General features: G+C 69.0%; 19 protein-coding genes, 1 tRNA gene and 1 other annotated feature. Of the genes, 10 read left to right on the forward strand and 10 right to left on the reverse strand.

What is annotated here, in order from left to right; translation table 11 throughout:
* Positions 1-95: 95 nt before the first annotated feature.
* Genes T331_RS0113170 through hemC form a run of 4 tightly spaced genes read right to left on the reverse strand, consistent with a single transcriptional unit; the run spans position 96 to position 3,882 of the window.
* Positions 96-1,307 carry a heme biosynthesis HemY N-terminal domain-containing protein gene (locus tag T331_RS0113170; protein WP_026440357.1) on the reverse strand — a complete coding sequence of 404 codons (1,212 nt, stop codon included), beginning with the start codon at positions 1,305-1,307 and terminating at the stop codon, positions 96-98.
* A 3-nt stretch (positions 1,308-1,310) separates the two neighbouring features.
* Entirely contained in the window at positions 1,311-2,228 is a 918-nt protein-coding gene (locus T331_RS19235) for a hypothetical protein (RefSeq protein ID WP_051622372.1), read from the reverse strand.
* Positions 2,225-2,893 (reverse strand): uroporphyrinogen-III synthase, encoded by a 669-nt coding sequence (locus T331_RS0113185; RefSeq protein WP_008492042.1) that lies wholly within the window; start codon positions 2,891-2,893, stop codon positions 2,225-2,227. Before T331_RS0113185 ends, T331_RS19235 begins: the two co-directional genes overlap by 4 nt.
* Positions 2,890-3,882, reverse strand: coding sequence for a hydroxymethylbilane synthase (hemC, locus tag T331_RS0113190; protein ID WP_026440358.1), 993 nt, complete (start codon positions 3,880-3,882; stop codon positions 2,890-2,892). Before hemC ends, T331_RS0113185 begins: the two co-directional genes overlap by 4 nt.
* A 23-nt stretch (positions 3,883-3,905) precedes the next feature.
* On the opposite strand from hemC, the gene tsaD reads away from it, so the two are divergent.
* Genes tsaD through T331_RS0113220 form a run of 6 tightly spaced genes read left to right on the forward strand, consistent with a single transcriptional unit; the run spans position 3,906 to position 10,111 of the window.
* Positions 3,906-4,949, forward strand: a complete 1,044-nt coding sequence (tsaD, locus tag T331_RS0113195; RefSeq protein ID WP_026440359.1) for a tRNA (adenosine(37)-N6)-threonylcarbamoyltransferase complex transferase subunit TsaD — start codon at positions 3,906-3,908, stop codon at positions 4,947-4,949.
* Positions 4,946-5,758 (forward strand): 23S rRNA (adenine(2030)-N(6))-methyltransferase RlmJ, encoded by an 813-nt coding sequence (locus tag T331_RS0113200; protein ID WP_026440360.1) that lies wholly within the window; start codon positions 4,946-4,948, stop codon positions 5,756-5,758. Before tsaD ends, T331_RS0113200 begins: the two co-directional genes overlap by 4 nt.
* On the forward strand, positions 5,751-6,704 hold the full coding sequence (locus T331_RS0113205; protein ID WP_026440361.1) for an NAD(P)H-dependent glycerol-3-phosphate dehydrogenase: 954 nt from the start codon (positions 5,751-5,753) through the stop codon (positions 6,702-6,704). The genes T331_RS0113200 and T331_RS0113205 overlap by 8 nt, the downstream gene beginning before the upstream one ends.
* On the forward strand, positions 6,704-8,635 hold the full coding sequence (locus T331_RS0113210) for a tetratricopeptide repeat protein (protein ID WP_162173906.1): 1,932 nt from the start codon (positions 6,704-6,706) through the stop codon (positions 8,633-8,635). Before T331_RS0113205 ends, T331_RS0113210 begins: the two co-directional genes overlap by 1 nt.
* Complete coding sequence (locus T331_RS20155; protein WP_162173907.1) at positions 8,635-8,784, forward strand: hypothetical protein; 150 nt, start codon at positions 8,635-8,637, stop codon at positions 8,782-8,784. Before T331_RS0113210 ends, T331_RS20155 begins: the two co-directional genes overlap by 1 nt.
* A complete protein-coding gene (locus tag T331_RS0113220; RefSeq protein ID WP_026440363.1) occupies positions 8,759-10,111 on the forward strand; it encodes a glycosyltransferase family 39 protein in 1,353 nt (450 codons plus the stop codon). The genes T331_RS20155 and T331_RS0113220 overlap by 26 nt, the downstream gene beginning before the upstream one ends.
* A 32-nt stretch (positions 10,112-10,143) precedes the next feature.
* On the opposite strand, the gene T331_RS0113225 is transcribed toward T331_RS0113220, so the two are convergent.
* The 5 genes from T331_RS0113225 to T331_RS0113245 form a co-directional block, all read right to left on the reverse strand.
* Positions 10,144-11,625, reverse strand: a complete 1,482-nt coding sequence (locus tag T331_RS0113225; RefSeq protein WP_026440364.1) for a SulP family inorganic anion transporter — start codon at positions 11,623-11,625, stop codon at positions 10,144-10,146.
* Positions 11,626-11,675: 50 nt separating this feature from the next.
* Positions 11,676-11,731: a sequence feature (sul1 is cis-regulatory element that is thought to sense ions involved in sulfur or methionine metabolism; They are found in Alphaproteobacteria), on the reverse strand.
* Positions 11,732-11,805: 74 nt separating this feature from the next.
* Entirely contained in the window at positions 11,806-12,942 is a 1,137-nt protein-coding gene (gene lldD, locus T331_RS0113230) for an FMN-dependent L-lactate dehydrogenase LldD (protein ID WP_026440365.1), read from the reverse strand.
* Entirely contained in the window at positions 12,939-13,682 is a 744-nt protein-coding gene (locus T331_RS0113235; protein WP_026440366.1) for an FCD domain-containing protein, read from the reverse strand. Before T331_RS0113235 ends, lldD begins: the two co-directional genes overlap by 4 nt.
* Before the next feature lie 89 nt (positions 13,683-13,771).
* The gene (locus tag T331_RS20160) at positions 13,772-14,293 is read right to left on the reverse strand and encodes a chromate transporter (RefSeq protein WP_008492057.1); all 522 of its coding nucleotides are present in this window, start codon (positions 14,291-14,293) and stop codon (positions 13,772-13,774) included.
* Positions 14,290-14,847, reverse strand: coding sequence for a chromate transporter (locus T331_RS0113245; protein ID WP_008492058.1), 558 nt, complete (start codon positions 14,845-14,847; stop codon positions 14,290-14,292). Before T331_RS0113245 ends, T331_RS20160 begins: the two co-directional genes overlap by 4 nt.
* A 66-nt stretch (positions 14,848-14,913) precedes the next feature.
* Here T331_RS0113245 and T331_RS0113250 point away from each other — a divergent pair, with 66 nt between their 5' ends.
* Together T331_RS0113250 and T331_RS0113255 are read left to right on the forward strand one after the other, a co-directional pair.
* Entirely contained in the window at positions 14,914-15,342 is a 429-nt protein-coding gene (locus T331_RS0113250) for a cupin domain-containing protein (protein WP_026440367.1), read from the forward strand.
* Positions 15,343-15,440: 98 nt separating this feature from the next.
* Complete coding sequence (locus T331_RS0113255) at positions 15,441-15,773, forward strand: rhodanese-like domain-containing protein (RefSeq protein WP_008492060.1); 333 nt, start codon at positions 15,441-15,443, stop codon at positions 15,771-15,773.
* Here the strand turns inward: T331_RS0113255 and T331_RS0113260 are convergent.
* Positions 15,763-16,659: a LysR family transcriptional regulator gene (locus T331_RS0113260; RefSeq protein ID WP_026440369.1), complete on the reverse strand. Its 897-nt coding sequence runs from the start codon at positions 16,657-16,659 to the stop codon at positions 15,763-15,765. The genes T331_RS0113255 and T331_RS0113260 overlap by 11 nt on opposite strands.
* 98 nt (positions 16,660-16,757) lie before the next feature.
* Here T331_RS0113260 and T331_RS0113265 point away from each other — a divergent pair, with 98 nt between their 5' ends.
* Both T331_RS0113265 and T331_RS0113270 read left to right on the forward strand, forming a co-directional pair.
* The gene (locus tag T331_RS0113265; RefSeq protein WP_026440370.1) at positions 16,758-17,873 is read left to right on the forward strand and encodes a TDT family transporter; all 1,116 of its coding nucleotides are present in this window, start codon (positions 16,758-16,760) and stop codon (positions 17,871-17,873) included.
* Positions 17,874-18,002: 129 nt separating this feature from the next.
* Positions 18,003-18,079 (forward strand) — tRNA-Arg (locus tag T331_RS0113270).
* Positions 18,080-18,326: the final 247 nt, after the last annotated feature.

The following is an 18,326-nucleotide window of genomic DNA, read 5'->3' on the forward strand; positions in this document are numbered from 1 at the left end:
CGTATTTTCCTGTTCGGTCAAGGGGCAGGCGCCCCTCACCGAACAGGGAAAATACGCGGACGATCCAAAATCGAAGCATGCTGGCGGCCCCGCCCTCAGAGCTTAATCACCGCTTTCCCCGAAGCATTATCCATAAAACTGCCAATCTGCCCGCAGGAGGGGCAAGCGCAATACCAGCTCTCGCTTTGCGTCTGGCAGGATGTGCAGCGCCAGGCCGGCCGCACGGGCGGGGCAGGGCGGTTCTCCAGCGCGGCCAAAATCGCCGCCGCGCGCCCATCCTCATTGCCGGCTTTCAGCGCGGCCTCGGCATGGCGCTTGGCCTCGCCGGTCAGCTGTGCGGCCAAAGCGGTCTGGCCGAGAAACAGCTCGGACTCGACATGCCCGGGATTGGCCGCCGCCAGCCGCGCCGCGTCCTGCGCCTGCTCCAGCGCCGTGGCGCCCGGCTCCAGCCAGGCCGCCGCCAGCAGCCGGTGCGGTGCCGCCTGCCAGCCTTTCTGCAGCGTCTTGCGCGCCGCCCGCTCTTTGCCCATCGCCCGCAACGTCACCGCCAGCCTGGCCAGCGCCACCGGCGAGCCAGGGTCGGCCTTCACCGCCTGCTTGGCGAAGTCCAGCGCCAGCTTCGGCGTCTGCGCCTGTTCGGAGGCCGCCACCGCCAGCGCCGCGCGGGCCTGCGGGCTCTGGCTCAGGCGCAAGGCGGCGCTGTAATTCTGCTCCCGCACCGCCAAGGCCAGACGCTGCTCACGCGTCCAGCTGCCACCGGGATAGGCCGCCTCCGCCGCCGCCGCCTGCTGCGCCGCCTCCTCGAGCCGCCCGGCCTTCAGGCTCTCACGCAACAGCCCCTGATGGCCGAGGAATTTCATCTCGGCGCTGCGGGTCAGCTTTTCATAAGCCAGCCGCGCCGGCTCCGCCTGGCCGGAGAGCCGTGCCGCCTCGGCCTGCAGCCATTGCACGAAACCTGTATCACCCAGCGCCGCGCGCGCTTTCACCGCCGCCGCGCGCGCCCCGCTGCCATCGCCGGCCGCCACCGCCACCAGCCCGCGCTGCAACGCCACTTCGCCCGCACGCTGCCGCCGCGCCCCGCGCCAGCCGGCAACCCGGCCCGGTGCGCGGCGCAGCCCGCCCAGTACGCGCACCAGCATCACCAAAATCGCCACCAGCAGCAGCAGCAGCAGCAGCGCCACCGGGGCGGAGCTGTCGATCCGGTAGCTGCCGATATCGGCGCTGAACACGCCGGGCAGGCTCGCCACCCACCAGGCGAAAACCAGAATAACCGCCGCGACGATGCAGAATTTCAGCGCCTTCCACATGCGCTATTGCCCCTGCTGGGCCATCTGCGCCAGCGCCTGGCGGGCGGCCAGCAATTGCCGCGCCGGGGTCAGCCAGCTCGCCATCGCCGCCTGGGTGGGCGGGCTCAGCCGGTCCAGCGCCGCCACCGCCTGGGCCAGATCGTCATTCGCCAGCGCCGCCTTGGCCTTGTTCAGCGCCGCCGCCGCCGGTGGCCCGAAGATCACATGGTCCCCGTTGGAAATCGTAATCAGCCCTTCCAGCCGCAGCTTCACCTGCGCCCAGAACCCGGCCTGGCCATTATTCGCCAGGCTCGCCGCCTCGGCATTGCGCGCGGCGGCGGGGAAGCTTTCGCGCAGCTGCGCCATGGTCGGCGGGGCGGTGTCGGCGAACACGCCCAAGGCCGGCGGCGCGTTGCGCACCACGCCGAGCGGCTGGCCGGTCTCCAGCGCCATCCGCGCCGCGGCGACATCATTCAGCTGCGCCATCCGCGCCGTCAGCTTGCCGAGATCCTGCGCATTCGCCTGCAGGGTCGCCAGCGCGCCATGGTCGGCGGACATCTGGCCCTGCATCGCATTCACCTGCGCCGCCAAAGCCGCCTGCTTCTGCGCGATCTGCGCCTGCGCGTTGATCAGATCCGCCACCGGCGAGGTCTTCGCCGCCGCCGCGCGCATATCCGCGACCTGGCTTTGCAGCACGGCGAGATTGGTCTTGTCGGCCTGATGCGCCTGCTGCTGGACGAAGAGATAGCCCTCGCCCGCCGCCAGAATCACGAAGCCGGCGCCGAACCAGAGCGGCCAGGCGCTGCGGCGGGCTTTGGCGGGCGGCATGGCGGGCGAGGGGGGCACAGGCGCGGGTTCGGGCGTGGGATCAGGCGCGGGCAGCGCCAGGGGGGCTGGCGTCTGCTTGCCGGTCTCAGGGCTGGTCGGTCCCGTTTCGCTCATGCCAGCAACGCCATTAAATCCGCCTCCGTCGGTGCTCTTGCTATCAGAATGGCGGCCCAGGGCAGTCCCTGCAACCCCTTGGCGACGTTTTGGCTCAGCGCATAGGCCCGCATCCCCGCTGTGCCATCCGGCTGCAAACGCGCGAAAGCCCGCGCCGTCTCGGCGGAGTAAAACAATGCTCCCTCGAAATGGCCGGTGCTCAGCGCGGCGCGGATCGCCGCCGGCATCACCCGCAAGGGCGAGACCGTATAAACCCGCCGGCGCAGCACCGAGAGCCCCGCCGCGCGCAGCTCCGCCGCCAACTTCTGCCCGTGCCGCTCGCCGACGGTGAGCACATGCAGCCCCTGCACCTGCCGCGCGATCACCAGCGTCGCCAGCGCCTCGGCATCGCCTTGCGCGCTCTCCACCCGGGTGAAACCCGCCTCGCGCAGCTTCGCCGCCGTCGCGTCGCCCACACAGAATACCGGCACCCCGTGCAGCCGGGCAGGCAATGACGGCACCGCCTGGCCGGAGGTGACGATCAGCGCCGCCGGGTGTGGCGGCAGCCGGGCGGGGCGTTGGGTGATGGCAAGGCAGGGCAGGGCGGTGGGCTCATGCCCCATCCCCGCCAGCCTCTGGACGGTGGCACTGGCCCCGGGTTCAGGCCGGGTGACCAGCAGCCTCACGGCGCGAAAATATCCTCGGGGCTGTCGGCCTTCAGCGAGTCGCCGAGCTCCGCCCCCAGCGCCTCGGCATCCGCCACCGCGCCGGTCAGGCTGCGCTTGAGCAGGAAGCTGCCATCCGCCCGCGCCACCAGCCCGGTCAGATGCAGGCTGCCATCCTCCAGCAGCCGCGCATACCCGCCGATCGGCGTCCGGCAGGAGCCATCCAGCGCCGCCAGCAAGGCCCGCTCCGCCCGGCTCACCGCCCGCGCCTCGGCATCCTCGATGCCGGCCAGCAGTGCGAGCAATTCCTCATCCGCGCTGCGCACGGTGATGCCGACAATGCCCTGGCAGGCGGCGGGCACCATCTGCTCCGGGCTCAGCAGCACGCTGGCCTTCTCCGCCAGCCCCAGCCGGCGCAGCCCGGCATAAGCCAGCAGAGTCGCATCCAACTCGCCGCCCTCCACCTTGCCCAGGCGCGTGCCGACATTGCCGCGCAGCAGGGTGAAATTCAGATCCGGCCTTGCATATTTCAGCTGTGATTGCCGGCGCACGCTGGCCGAGCCGACCAGCGCCCCTTGCTTCAGCGCCCCGAACGGGTCCGCTGTGTCGATCACCGCCCCCGGCGGCAAGATCAGCGCATCCCGCGCATCCTCGCGCTTGAGCGTGCAGGCGAGCGCGATGCCATCCGGCAGCGTCGTCTCCAGATCCTTCAGGCTATGCACCGCGAAATCGATGCTGCCGGCCAGCAGCTGCTCATGGATTTCCTTGGCGAACAGCCCCTTGCCGCCAATCTCCGCCAACGGCCGGTGCTGCACCGCATCGCCGGTGGTGACGATAATATGCTCCTCGAACACGCTCATCCCGCGCAGCACCGGGCAGAAGCTGGTGATGCGCTGCAGGAAATGCTCGGTCTGCTGGCGCGCCAGCGGTGAGCCCCGGGTGCCGACCTTCAAAGGCAGGTTGCGCTTATGCGGCTGCACGGCGGGGGCGGGGGGCGTTTCGGTTTTCACGCGCGTGGTCTAGATCGTAGGGCATGGAAAGAAAAGACGATGCGCCGATTTTGGGCATTGAAAGCTCCTGCGACGAGACCGCGGCCGCGATTCTGGCCCCAGATGGCCGGATTCTCGCCGAGCTGGTGCTGAGCCAGATCGAGGATCACGCGGCCTTTGGCGGGGTGGTGCCGGAGATCGCCGCGCGGGCCCATCTGGCGGCGCTCGACGCCATGGTGCGCCAGGCTTTGCGCGAGGCCGGGCTGGGCTTCGCCGACCTCGCCTGCATCGCCGCCACGGCGGGGCCGGGGCTGATCGGCGGGCTCCTGGTGGGCACCGGCTACGCCAAGGGCGCGGCGCTGGCGGCCGGCGTGCCGTATCTCGCCATCAATCATCTCGAGGCCCACGCCCTCACCGCGCGGCTGCCCGGCCAGGCCAGCGCGCCGGTGGCGTTTCCGTATCTGCTGCTGCTGCTCTCCGGCGGCCATAGCCAATGCGTCGCGGTGGAAGGGGTGGGACGCTATCGCCTGCTCGGCTCGACGCTGGATGACGCGGTGGGCGAAGCCTTCGACAAAACCGCCAAGCTGCTCGGCCTGCCTTATCCCGGCGGCCCGGCGCTGGAGGCGCTGGCCCGCGAGGGCGATGCGAAAGCGGTGAAGCTGCCCCGCCCGTTGCTCGGCCGCGAAGGCTGTGATTTCTCTTTCTCCGGCCTGAAAACCGCCATCGCCCAGCTGCTCGCTGTGGAGCCGCCGGGCGCGCTGCCCCGCGCCCGCGCGGCGGACATCGCCGCCAGCTTCCAGGCCTGTATTACGGATATTCTCGGTGACCGGCTGCGCCACGCTCTGGCCATGCTGCCGCAGGCCAGTGCCGTGATCGTCGCTGGCGGGGTGGCCGCCAACCAGGCCATTCGCGCGCGCCTCGGCGAGGTCGCGGCGCAGGCCGGCAAACCGCTTATCGCCCCGCCTTTGCGCCTGTGCACGGATAATGCGGTGATGGTCGCCTGGGCCGCGATCGAGCGGCTGCGCCAGGGCGAAACCTCGCCCCTCGACACTCCCTGCAAGCCCCGCTGGCCGCTGGATACGCTATGAATTACCGCCATATCTACCATGCCGGCAATTTCGCCGACGTGATGAAGCACGCCTTGCTGCTGCGCCTGCTCGCCGGCCTGCAGCGCAAGCCCAAGCCCTTCCTGGTGCTGGACACCCATGCCGGGCTCGGCGCCTATGATGTCACCAGCGAACAGGCAGAGAAAACCGGGGAATGGCGCGACGGCATTGGCCGTCTGCTCGATGCCCCGCCGCCCGCTCTGGCGGATTATGTCGAAACCATCCGCCGCCTCGGCCTCTATCCCGGCTCGCCTTTATTCACGATCGCAGCGCTGCGATCCACGGACCGGCTGATCGCCTGCGAGCTGCACCCGGAAGACGCCCAGATCCTGCGCCGCACTCTGCGCCCCTATGCCAACGCCGCCGCGCATGAGCGCGACGGCTATGAAGCCCTGGGCGCCTTCCTGCCGCCGCCGGAGAAGCGGGCTCTGGTGCTGATCGACCCGCCTTTCGAACGCACCGACGAATTCGCCCATCTCGCCAAGACCCTCGCCGCCGCCTGGCGGAAATTCCCTTCCGGCGTCTATGTCGTCTGGTACCCGATCAAGCATCGCGCCCCGGTGCGCGGCTTTTTCGAAGCGCTGCGATTGGCGGGGGTGAAGGATCTCATCGCCGCCGAGCTGCTGCGCCGGCCCGATACCGACCCCACCCGCCTCAACGGCGCCGGGCTTGCCATCATCAACCCGCCGTTCGGCTTCGAGGCCGAGGCGCTGCCGATTCTCGAAGCCTGTCGCGAGGCGTTCGGCGAGGCCGGGGCGAGCGTCGCGCTGGAGCGCATCATCAATGAGTAAATCCATCGCGGTCATCGGCGCCGGGGCCTGGGGCACGGCCCTGGCCATCCTGCTCGCCCAGACCGGCAAGGATGTCACGCTCTGGGCCCGCGATGCGCGCAAGGCCGAGCAGATGCAGGCGGCGCGGGAAAATCCCCGCCTGCCAGGGGCGAGCTTTCCGGAGAGCCTGCGCGTCACCGCCCAGATGCCAACAGCCGACATCCTGCTGCTGGCGGTGCCGATGCAGCATCTGCGCGCCATCCTGCCCAGCCTGCCGCCTGGACCGCCTCTGGTGCTGTGCTGCAAGGGGCTGGAGACGGGCAGCCTGGCGCTGCCGCCGGAGATTGTCGCGCCGCGCCCCTGCGCCATCCTCACCGGTCCGAATTTCGCGCATGAAATCGCCGCCTTCCTGCCCGCCGCCGCGGTACTGGCGACGCCGGATGCGGCCTTGCGGGCCGATCTCATCGCCGCCCTGCACACGCCGAGCTTTCGCCTCTATGGCGCGGCGGACATCATCGGCGCGGCTCTGGGCGGGGCGGCGAAGAATGTCATCGCCATCGCCGCCGGGGTGGTGATGGGGGCGGGGCTGGGCGAGAATGCCCGCGCTGGCTTGATCACCCGTGGCCTCGCCGAAATCGCCCGGCTGGCCGAGGCGCTGGGCGGCAAGCCCGAGACCATCGCAGGCCTCTCCGGGCTGGGCGATCTGCTGCTCACCTGCACCGGCGCCAGCAGCCGCAATTATTCGCTGGGCTTCGGGCTGGGGCAGGGGCGCGCGCTGGCGGAGATTTTGGGCGCGCGCGCGGCGGTGACGGAAGGCGTGCTCACCGCCCCGGCCTTGCTCGCCCGCGCCGCGCGCGCCAAGGTTGAGATGCCGATCACCCAGGCCGTGACAAATCTTCTGTCCGGTGAAATGAATGTGACGCAGACCATGGCGGCGCTGATGGGCCGCGCCTTGAAGGATGAATGATGCGGCGTCTCTGCCTCCTGTCCAGCCTCGCCTTCCTCGCCGCCGCGCCGGCATTCGCCGATGCGCCGCCCGCCCTGGCGGCCTGCGAGAGCCATGACCCCACCGCCGCCCTGCAAGGCTGCGGCGCCGTCCTCGATGCCGGGCAGGACATGGAGGCCTATGATTTCGAGGCCCGTAACAACCGGGCTCTGGCCGAGCTGGAACTGCACCAGCCCCAGCCGGCGCTGGCGGACGCCTTGGCCGGCATCGCTCTTAACCCCGAGAATGGCGGCATCCATGTCACGCTGGCGCGCGCCTATCTCGCCTTGCACCAGCTGCCCGAGGCGCTGGCGGCGGTGAACCAGGCCCAGGCCTTGATCCCCAACAGCCCGGCGCCGCTGGTGCTGCGCGGCGAGATCGAACTCTCCGGCAATGATTGGCGCGCCGCCCTGGCCGACCAGAACGCCGCCCTCGCTCTCGCCCCCGATGACGATACCGCCTTGATCGACCGCGCCATGGCCGAGCTGGCGACTGGCGACATGGCAACCGCCCTGGCGGATGCCAACCAGGCCGCGACCCTGGGCAGCACCGATCCGCGCGTGCATCTGGTTCGCGGCATCGCCGCTGCCGCCGCCGGCCACAGCGAGGAGGCGTTGCGCGAGGATAACGCCCTGCTGCAGGCGAGCCCCGATGATGCGCTGGGGCTGGCGGCGCGCTCCGAGGTGGAGGCCCGGCTCGGCCAGTTCCCCGCCGCCCTGGCCGATGCCAGCCGCGCCATCGCCCTGACCCCGTCCGCATCCGGCCCGTATGTGGACCGCGCCTTCACCGAGCTGCAGATGCGCGATTTCCCCGCCGCGCTGGCGGATGCGCAGAAGGCCGCCCAGCTCAACCCGCGCGATGCCGCCGCCTTCACCGACAAATCCCTGGCCGAAGCCGCGCTCGAACGGCCGGACGCCGCGCTGGCGGACGCCAACCAGGCGGTGACGCTGGACCCCGGCAACGCCATCGGCTTCGATGCCCGCGCCACCGCCGCGTTGCAGAAGAACGATCTGACGGCGGCCTTGGCGGATGAAAGCCATGCGATCAGCCTCTCCCCCTCCACTCCCGGCTTCTATGAAAAACGCGCGCTGATCGAGCTGGCCGCGCATCAGCCGCAACCGGCCCTGGCGGATCTCGGCAGCGCCATCGCCTTCGCGCCGGACGATGCGCGGCTCTACCTCCAGCGCGCCGGGGTGGAGGACCAGCTCAAGCAGCCGGAGGCCGAGATCAAGGATCTGTCCCAGGCGGTGGACAAGGCCGGTGGCGATCCGAAGCTGCTCTACCATGTGCTGCTGCTGCGCGCCGGCACCTATAGCCAGATGCACCAGCCGGATCTGGCCTTGCAGGATGTCACCCGCGCCATCGCCCTCGATGCCAAGGCCCCGCAAGCCTATGCCGCCCGGGCGATGCTGGAGCAGGCGGGCGGCCAGACCACAGCCGAGATCGCCGATGACAGCAAGGCGATCAGCCTCGATCCCCGCTATCAGCCCGCTTATGAGGACCGCGCCATCGCCTATGGCAACGCGCATAAATATGCCGAGGCCGCCGCCGATGAGGGGCAGCTGTTAAAGCTGCGCCCGAAATCCGCGCCGGATCTGAATAATCGCTGCTGGTTCCTGGCGCTGGACGGTAAGTACAGCGAGGCGCTGAGCTATTGCCAGCAGGCGCTGAGCCTGAATGACAGCGACGCGGCGACGCAGGATTCCACCGGCTATGTCTATCTGAAGCTGAAGGACGCCAAGAGGGCCATCGTCGCCTACGACCAGGCGCTGAAGCTCGACCCGCATCTGGCCAGCTCCCTCTATGGCCGTGGCCTGGCCGAGCAGGACGCCGGCGATCAGGACGCCGCCAAGGCGGATCTTGCCCTGGCCCGGCAATATGATCCGCGGATCGAGCAGGAATTCGGAAGCTGATGGCGCGCATCCAGCGGCGCGCGGCTTGTGTGGGGGGCGCGGCCAGGAAGGACGCGCCGCCGCTCGCCATGCGCCCCGCCCTGGCCCCCGGCTGGGCCTGCATCGACCTGGATCTGGACCAGCGTGGCGCGCAACGGCCGCCGCGCTGAGCTGATCCTGCTGGCGCTGGCGGGCCTTCTGCTTGTCCTGGCGGCCTGGCTGCGCGGCCCGGAATATGACGAGGCCTATTCGATCTTTTTAACCGCCGGCCATGCCAGGCCGGCCTGGCCGCAAGCCGTGTTCACCGCCGGCAGCGTGCGCTGGCTCTACGCCCCGCACGGCAATTTGGGGCAGATCGCGCATGATCTGCGCCAGGGCGATGTGCATCCGCCGCTTTATTTCTGGCTGCTGGAAGGCTGGCGCCGCGTCGCCGGGGCGGGGTGGTTCACCGCCCGGTTGCTCTCCGTCGGCTTCACCCTGGCCGGCCTCGCGGGGTTGGCGCGCCTCGCCAACTTGCGCGGCGTGGCGGTGGCGCCGGTGCTGATGCTGGCGCTGCTCTCCTACGGGTTTCTCTATACCGGCATCCTGGCGCGGCCCTTCGCGCTGGCACAGGCGCTGGATATCTGGGGTGTCTATGCGCTGCTGCGCGGCGATGCGCGCGGGGCGATCCTGGCCGGTCTTTGTTTCGGCGCCGCCGCCTTCACCGATTATCTGGCGGTGTTCACCGCCGGCCCGGCGCTGCTCTGGCTGGCCGCCCGCGCGCCGCGCCGCGCCGCCTTGCTGGTGGGCGCGATGCTGCCCTTCCTCGCCGCCTGTTTCTGGTTTTTCCTCGCCCAGCACGCCTCGCGCGGCGGGCAGTTCGCGGCCTTCGCCTGGTCGCCCGCGCTGGCGGCGCTGGCGCGCGATGGCGGAGCCGCCTTGTTCGGCGGTTTGCCGCTTTATGCCGGCGGGCTGCGGCTGGCGGTCACGCTGCTGCTGGCGCTGCTGGCCCTGGCCGGGGCGGGACTCGCCGCCCGCCGCGCGGATGGGCGGCTGTTCCTGGGCTTTGCCGCCGCCGCGCCATGCGGATTGCTGGCGCTGGGCGTCATATTCCACAATACCCCGATCGAGATCCGCTATCTGGCCTTTGCCCTGCCCTGGGTGGCACTCGCCATCGCCCCCGGCTTGCCCCGCCCGCTGCTGGCGCTGTGGCTGGGGCTGGGCGCTCTGGCCAGTTTCGGGCTGATGGTCTCGCCGCTGACCATGCAGCCCCAGGGCCGCGCCGCGCATCTCGCCGCCGCCTGGCCAGGGGCGGTGGTGGCGCTGCCCTTCGGCAATGACGGCGTCGGCGTGCCCGGTCCCTTCATCGCCGCCGCCCCGGATGCGATGCGGCTGCTCCTGCTGCGCCCGGGCGATGTGCCACCGCCCGGCGCCGTGCGCGTCGCCATCCGCGCGGATGGCGCCAGCCGCGCCGTCAGCGCTGCCATGGGCTGCGCGGCGCTGGTCTGCGGCCCATAAAAAACCCCGGGGCCAGCCCGGGGTTGTCTTGGTCAATGCGCCGAGGGCAGCGCCTCGCCGTTGCGGTGCGCGGCGAAGCGCTCCACCATCGTCTCGCTCGCCTGGTTGAGGCCGGTGATCTCCACCTCCAGCCCATGCCGCCTGGCCTTCATCACAATCCGGTCCAGCGCGCCGACGGCCGAGATGTCCCAGAAATGCGCCCGGGAGACGTCGATCTCCAGCCGCTTCACCGCTGTCTCCTGCACATCCACCGCCTCGCCCAGCAGCCCGGCGGAGGCGAAGAAAACCTGCCCCTCGACCAGATAGCGCCGCGTCCTGCCGTCCGCGGACAGGCGCGAGGTCACCCGCACCAGCCGCGAGACCTTGCCGGCGAAGAAGATGCCCGAGAGCAGCACACCGACGGCAACCCCCTTGGAGAGATCGCCGGTGAACACCACCGTCAGCACCGTCGCCACCATCACGATGGAGGAGGGCCAGGGATTGGAGCGCAGTTGCGGGATCGAGCGCCAGGAGAAGGTGTTGATCGAGACCATGATCATCACCGCCGTCAGCGCCGCCACCGGCACGATCGCCAGCAGCCCGTGCAGCAGCACCAGCAGCACCAGCAGGAAAATCCCCGCCACCAGCGTGGAGAGCCGCCCCCGCCCGCCGGAGGTGACATTGATGACCGACTGCCCGATCATCGCGCAGCCGCCCATGCCGCCGAACAGCGCCGCGCCGATATTGGCGATGCCCTGGCCGATACATTCCCGGCTTTTATTGCTTGGCGTGTCGGTCATGTCGTCGAGGATCTGCGCGGTCAGCATCGTCTCCAGCAGCCCGACCGCGGCCAGCGCCAGGGCCAGCGGCGCCAGCAGCTGGAAGGTGCCAAGAGTGAGCGGCACATGCGGAATGCTAAAATGCGGCAGGCCGGTGGGCAGCGCGCCCAGCTCCGCCACATGCTTCACCGGCAGATGCAGGAAATAACTGACACAGGTGACGACGATGATCGCCACCAGCGGCGAGGGAAACGCCTTGGTGATGTAGGGAAAGCCGTAAATCACCAGAAGCCCGAGCGCGATCAACCCGTACACCGCGTAGGGCACGCCGATCAGCTGGGGCAGCTGCGCCATGAAAATCAGAATCGCCAGCGCATTGACGAAGCCGGTCATCACCGATTGCGAGACGAAGCGCATCAGCCGCCCCAGTTTGAAAATCCCGGCGATGATCTGAAACACCCCCATCAGCACGGTGGCGGCGAGCAGATAGCCGAGCCCGTTTCTATGCACGATCGGCCCCATCAGCACGGCGGTGGAGGCGGTGGCGGCCGAGACCATCGCCACCCGCCCGCCGGTGAAGGCGATGATGGTGGCGATGACGACAGAGGCGTAAAGCCCGACTTCCGGCGGCACCCCGGCCACGACGGAAAACCCGATCGCCTCGGGGATCAGCGCCAGCCCCACGACGAGGCCGGACAGGAAATCGACGCGAGGCTGGGCAAGCCAGTCCCGGTAAAAGGAGGTTAGTTTGGTCATGGGATCTGTAAAATGATTTCAGCGAGGGGCGGGGCAAAGCCCGTTGCCCGCGTTGTCCGGCGGATCGGCGGCCGGAAGAGCCACCCGGATTTTCACCGGGTCCTGACGAATGATCCCAGCATAGTCAGGCTTCTGCTGCGGCGCAACAGTTACGGACGAAACCCTGTCCTGTCCGGGGGCTCACCCCCGGTCCAGAATCTCCCCATTGATCTGCGCAATCCGCGTCACCCCGGTCAGCGCCATCGCCACCCGCATCTCCTTGGCGATCAGTTCCAGCAGCTTGGTCACCCCGGCCTCGCCGCCGGTGGCCAGCGCATAGACGTAAGCCCGGCCCAGCAGCACCGCATCCGCGCCCAGCGCCAGCATCCGCACCACATCCAGCCCAGAGCGCACCCCGCCATCGGCAAAGATAGTCAGCTCGCCCTTAACCGCCTCGACGATGCGCGGCAGCGCCCGGGCGCTGGAGAGCACGCCATCGAGCTGGCGGCCGCCATGGTTGGAGACGATGATGCCATCGGCGCCGAATTTCACCGCCTCGCGCGCATCCTCGGGGTCGAGAATGCCCTTGATGACGATCTTGCCCTTCCAGAATTCCCGCAGCCATTGCAGATCATCCCAGGCGATCGCCGGGTCGAAATTATTGCCGAGCCAGGCGATGTAATCCTCCAGCTTGGTCGGCTGGCCGCGATAGGCGGAGATATTGCCGAGATCATGCGGGCGCCCATTCAGCCCGACATCGAAGGCCCAGCCGGGATGCAGCATCGCCTGCAACACCCGCCGCCAGGGGCCACTGGGGCCGGACATGCCGGCATGCAGGTCCCGGTAGCGCGCGCCTGGCACCGGCATATCCACGGTGAAGATCAGCGTGGTGATCCCCGCCGCCCAGGCCCGCTCCAGCGCGTTGCGCATGAAGCCGCGATCCTTCAGCACATAAAGCTGAAACCAGATCGGCTTGGCGAGCGCGTTCTGCACCTCCTCGATCGGGCAGACCGAGACGGTGGAGAGGGTGAAGGGAATCCCCGCCTTCTCCGCCGCCCTCGCCGCCTGCACCTCGCCGCGCCTTGCATACATGCCCGCCAGCCCGACCGGGGCGATGGCCACCGGCATCGCCATCTCCTGCCCCAGCACAGTGGTGGCCAGCGAGACATCCGCGACATTCTTCAACACACGCTGGCGCAGCGCCAGCTCGGCCAGATCCGAGATATTGCGCCGCAGCGTCTGTTCCGCATAGGCGCCGCCATCGGCATAATGGAACAGGAAGGGCGGCAGGCGCCGGCGGGCGGCTTCGCGGAAATCGGTGGTCGAGGAGATGATCATGCAGGGTCGCTCGCTGGTTGCAGGGAAGGGGAGAGGCGCAGCATTCTGGCCTCGTCATCCTCGACCCGCCGCAGCGTCGCGGCGACGAAATCGAGATGCAGCAATGCCGCCCGGCGCGCCTGCTCCGGCTGGCCGGCGGTGATGGCGCCAACCAGGGCGCGATGCTGGCGCGCGAGCATGCGGAAGGTCTGCGGGCGGGTATAGAGTTTTTCCAGGCTGTGGGAGATGCTGGCGGCCAGCAGCTCGAACAGCCCGCGCATCATGTGCAGCAGCACGAGGTTGTGCGAGGCTTCGGCGATCAGCAGATGCAGCGCCGCATCGCCCTGCGCATCCTCATGCGCGCTGCCCGCCTCATGGATCTCCTCCAGCCGCTCGATCTGTGCCGCGAGCCGGGCCTTGTCCGCCTCGGTGGCGCGCATCGCGGCCAGCTCGGCCGCCTGCGCCTCCAGCACCCGGCGGATCTCCATCACATCGCGCCAGTAAGACGGGTTCTGGCGCATCAGCCCGGCCAAAGGGGCGACGATCTCGTCCAGTTGCGGCGCCTGCAGATAATGCCCGCTGCCCGGCCGCGCCTGCACCCGGCCGGATTGCGCCAGCCCCTGCAGCGCCTCGCGCAGGCTGGCGCGCGAGACGCCAAGCCGCGCCGCCAGCACCCGCTCGGCCGGCAGCCTGTCGCCAGGGCGCAGGCCCGCCTCGCGGATCAGCCCCTCAAGCCGGGTGGAGAGCGCGTTATTTGCCATTGGCCGGACCGGTTTCCTTTTCTTAAAAACTGCCCCAGCTTTGCCGTCACGCGGCGGGTCCGGCAAGCCGGAATTGGTCCGACCAAAATTTAATTCAGAAATACCAGCCCGAGCAGCGCCCCCGCCCCGAACATCCAGAGCGGATGCAGCCTGGTCCGCCAGGCCAGCAGCGTGGTGGCGGCGGTGAGCAAGGCGGTGAGCCAGCCGGTGTCGGACTGGCGGACCAGCACATAGGAGGTGGCGAGCACCAGCCCGGCGGTGAGCGGCAGCAGCGAGGCCTGCGCCACCCGCCGCCAGCGCGCCTGCCGGTGCTTGTTGAACAAGGCCGCGACCATCGCCGCGACGATCCCCGCCGGCAGCACCATGCAGAGCGTCGCCAGCAGCCCGCCCACCACTCCGGCCACATGCGCGCCAATGACGGTGACCAGGATCACATTCGGCCCCGGCGCGGTGTTGGCGATTGCGTAGAGCTGCGCGAATTGCGAGGCGGTGAGCCAATGTTTCTGGTTCACGACAACCTGCGCCAGCTCTGGCACGGTGGAATTCGCCCCGCCCACCGCCAGCAGCGAGAGCTTGCCGAACAGCAGCGCGATCTCGCCCAGAATGTTCACGTCACCGCCCGCCAGGAGAGATAGACCGAAAGCGGCAGCACGATCAGCACGATATAAGGCAGCGAGACATGCAGCCCCACCGCCAGCCCGAACACCGCCAGCGCCAGCGCCGCATTGCGCCAGCTTTTCACGATCGGCACCGCGATGCGCAGCGACGTTCCCAGCACCAGCCCCGCCGCCGTCGCCGCCAGCCCGAGCAGCGCGTGGCGCACCGGGGCCAGCCCGCCATAGCGCGTATAAAGCCCGCCCAAGCCCAGCACGATGGCAACCGGCGCGCTCATCAACCCGCACATCGCCGCCGCCGCGCCGCTCACCCCGGCCTCCCGCGCCCCGAAGGCGAAGCTGAGATTGACCACATTGGCGCCGGGGAGCGATTGGCAGAGCGAGAACAGCTCGCTGAATTCCTGCTGGCTCAGCCAGCCGCGCTCATCGACGATCATCCGTCGGATGATCGGCAGCACGCCGCCGAACCCCATGATCCCGGCCATGAAAAATCCGCTGAACAGCTGGGCATGGGTAAGGCGCGGACGCGGCGCGGGCGGGGCAGGGGGCATTTTTGTCAGAGTAGGCGGGCCCCTCGCACTCTGGCAACGCGGGCGGGCGCAATGTAGGTCCGTGACATGAGCATCGATCTGCGCGACCCCACCCTTGCCGCCGAAGCGGTGAAAGAAGCCCTGGCCCTGCGCCCGCATCCCGAAGGCGGGCATTACCGCGAGCTTTGGCGCGACAGCCCGGCCGATGGCGGGCGAGGGGCCGCCAGCTCCATCCTGTTCCTGCTGGAAGCGGGCGAGCGTTCGCACTGGCACCGGGTCGATGCCGCCGAGCTCTGGCTCTGGCAAGGCGGCGCGGCTTTGGAACTTGGCATCGGCAGAGAGACATTGCGGCTTGGCCCGAACCTCGCCGCCGGCGAGGCGTTGCAGGCGGTGGTGCCGAAGGAGGCCTGGCAGGCGGCCCGCGCGCGCGGGCCCTGGAGCCTGGTCTCCTGCGTCGTTGCCCCGGCCTTCGAGTTCGCGGGGTTCGAGCTGGCGCCGACCGGCTGGTCACCCTGATTGAGGCTTAAGGCGTTGTAACCGGCCCGTGCTTGCGGCCCCCCGCCAGCGCGCCTAAACCCGCCGCAATCTCGATCCCGTGACAGGACACGTCCAATATGACCAGCACCGGCTCCGCCTCCCGCCCCTTCACTTTGTATGACCCGTTCGCGCTGAAAGACGCGCTGGCGGCCAACAGCATCATCCTCGTCGATGTGCGTGAGCCGCAGGAATGCGAGGCGGCGCGAATCGAAGGCGCGATGAACCTGCCGCTTTCCAGCTTCGACCCCTCGGCGCTGCCCTCCGGCGAGGTGGTGCTGCTCTGCGGTGTCGGCAAGCGCTCGCGCATGGCGGCGAATTTATGCGCGCAGGCCGGCATGCCGGTGGCGGGGCATCTGGAAGGCGGCATCTCCGCCTGGATGCAGGCGGGCTTGCCCGTTCTCAGGGGATAAAAGGCGGCATTTTCGCCGCCAGCGCCAGAAAGGCGCCGGCGGCTTTCGGCACGTAGCGCTGCTTGTGCCGCACCGCCTGGAAGGGCCGCGGCGGCAGCAGTAGATTGGCCCGCCGCAACGCCCCGGCGCTCAGCGCCCGGGCACAGACCAAGGGCGAGAGGCAGGCCACCCCGGCGCCCTCCGCCACCGCCTCGCGCACCGCCTCGTTGGACGGCAAAGTGAGGGCGATATTCAGCGCCTCCAGCGCGATGCCGCGCGCGGCCAGATGCGCCAGAAACGCCTCGCGCGTGCCCGAGCCCTCTTCCCGGAACACCCAGGCGGCGCGGCGCAGATCCGCATTGGTGAGTTCGCCGCCCCGGGCCCAGTCATGGCCGGGCGGGGTGACGATGGCCATGCGCTCCGCCGCCACCGGCTCCACCAGCAGGCCCGGATCGTCCAGCGGCCCTTCCACGAAGCCCAGCTCCGCCGCGCCCAGCGTCACCGCGCGCGCCACCTGGGCGGTGTTGCCGATGGCGAGATTGATGGTGAAGCCCGGATGTTGGGCTTTGAAGGCGGTGATCAGCCGCGGCAGGTAATAGCTGGCGATGGTCTGGCTGGCATGCACGGCAAGCTGGCCATGGCGCAGCCCGGCATAGTCGCGCAGCGCCGTCTCCGCCGCCGCCGCCCGCGCCAGCACGCCCCGCGCCTCCTCCAGAAACAGCCGCCCGGTTTCGGTGAGCGCGATATTGCGCCCCACCCGATCGAACAATTTCACGTCATGCTGCGTCTCCAGCGCCGCGATGGAGGCGGAGACCGCCGCCTGGGTGAGGTTGAGCGCGGCGGCGGCGCGGGTGATATGCTGGCGCTCGGCCACGGCGGCGAAAATGCGGAGCTGTTCGAGGGTCATGCGAAATACATAAATCAATTTTATCAATCGAACAAAAACTATCAGTTTTTAAGATTGTTTCGCGCGGCCTAGATCAGCGGGCGAAAGGCAGGTCACAAATGTTCGCTCGCCCCTTTACCCATCATGCGCATCCGCTCGAGCTGGTGCGCCATTTCACACCCAACTGGTTCACCGTCACCATGGGCACCGGCGTGTTCGCGCTGCTGCTCAACCAGCTGCCCGGCCCGGCCTGGCTGCCGGGGCTGGCGGCGGAGATCTGGCGGGCGAATATCGTGCTGTTTTCGGTATTTTCCCTGGCTTATCTGGCGCATTGGGCGCTGTATCCGCGCCAGGCGGCGAAGATTTTCAGCCATCCGGTGATGCCGATGTTCCTGGGCGCGATCCCGATGGGGCTGGCGACCATCACCAACGGCACCCTGGCCTTCGGGCATGACCCGCAGCTGGCCTTGCGGCTATGGGAGGTGGATGCGCTGCTCTCGGTGCTCACCGGGCTGGGCGTGCCGCTCGCCATGGTGGTGACGCAGAAACATATGCTGGAATCGATGACCGGCGTCTGGCTGCTGCCGATCGTCGCCTGCGAGGTGGCGGCGGCCAGCGGGGCGCTGCTGGCGCCGCATCTGCCGCAGGACGTGGCGGCCAATCTGGTGCTGGCCGGGTATGGGCTGTGGGCGCTTTCGGTGCCGCTGGCGCTGGGTATTCTCACCATTCTGTTCCTGCGGCTGGTGCTGCATTCGCTGCCGGCGCCGGAGCTGGCGGTCTCGTCCTGGCTGGCTCTGGGGCCGCTGGGGACGGGGGCGCTGGGGCTGCTGTTGCTGGGCCAGGCGGCGCCGGGGGCGTTCGCGGGCGGGCATCTCGCCTTTATCGGCCCGGTGGCGCAGGGGCTGGGGGTGATTGGCGGGCTGGTGATCTGGGCCTATGGCGCCTGGTGGCTGGCGCTGGCGGTGGCGATGGTTCTGGTGCAGCGCCCGCATCGTCTGCCCTTCAACATGGGCTGGTGGGGCTTCACCTTTCCGCTCGGCGTGTTCATCCTGGCGACCAACGCGCTGGGGGCGCAGACGGGGCTGGCGGCCTTTATTTTGGCCGGGCATGTGCTGACCGGCATTTTCACCGCGCTCTGGAGCATCGTCGCCCTGCGTACCGCCTGCGGCGCCTATCACGGCTCCCTCTTCGCAGCGCCTTACATGCCCCCTTCAGCGCCCAAACCCATGGCCTGAACGTGCAAGGATTTTGGAGTGCCGGCTCCACTCTCCGGCGGCCAGACGCAGCGCCTCGCCAAGGCCGCCGCCCTGGCCGCCCCGACAGTTGCCCCGGCAGGCTGATACCGCTAGAAGGGCTTCCAAGCCGGACCCGTAGCTCAGCTGGATAGAGCGTTGCCCTCCGAAGGCAAAGGTCACGCGTTCGAATCGCGTCGGGTCCGCCAATTTTCATGTATTATTTCAATACCTTATGGGTCGCCGGCCAAGCTAGCGCGCCGTGCCGCCGCACTGTGGCGCGGCTATGGCGCGGCGGAATGCGAAATACGGGTGTTTTGAAGGGCGAGAGGGGCCGTCAATACTGACTTAGAGGTGTAATTGTTGAGTGCCACTGAGAATTGACCCTTTAGGCGCGGAATTTTCACTGAGACCTGACCCATGTTTTGACCCCTCCCTGGCTTTGATCAGGGGATT

Source organism: Acidocella facilis ATCC 35904, assembly GCF_000687875.1.
Taxonomy (GTDB): Bacteria; Pseudomonadota; Alphaproteobacteria; order Acetobacterales; family Acetobacteraceae; genus Acidocella; species Acidocella facilis.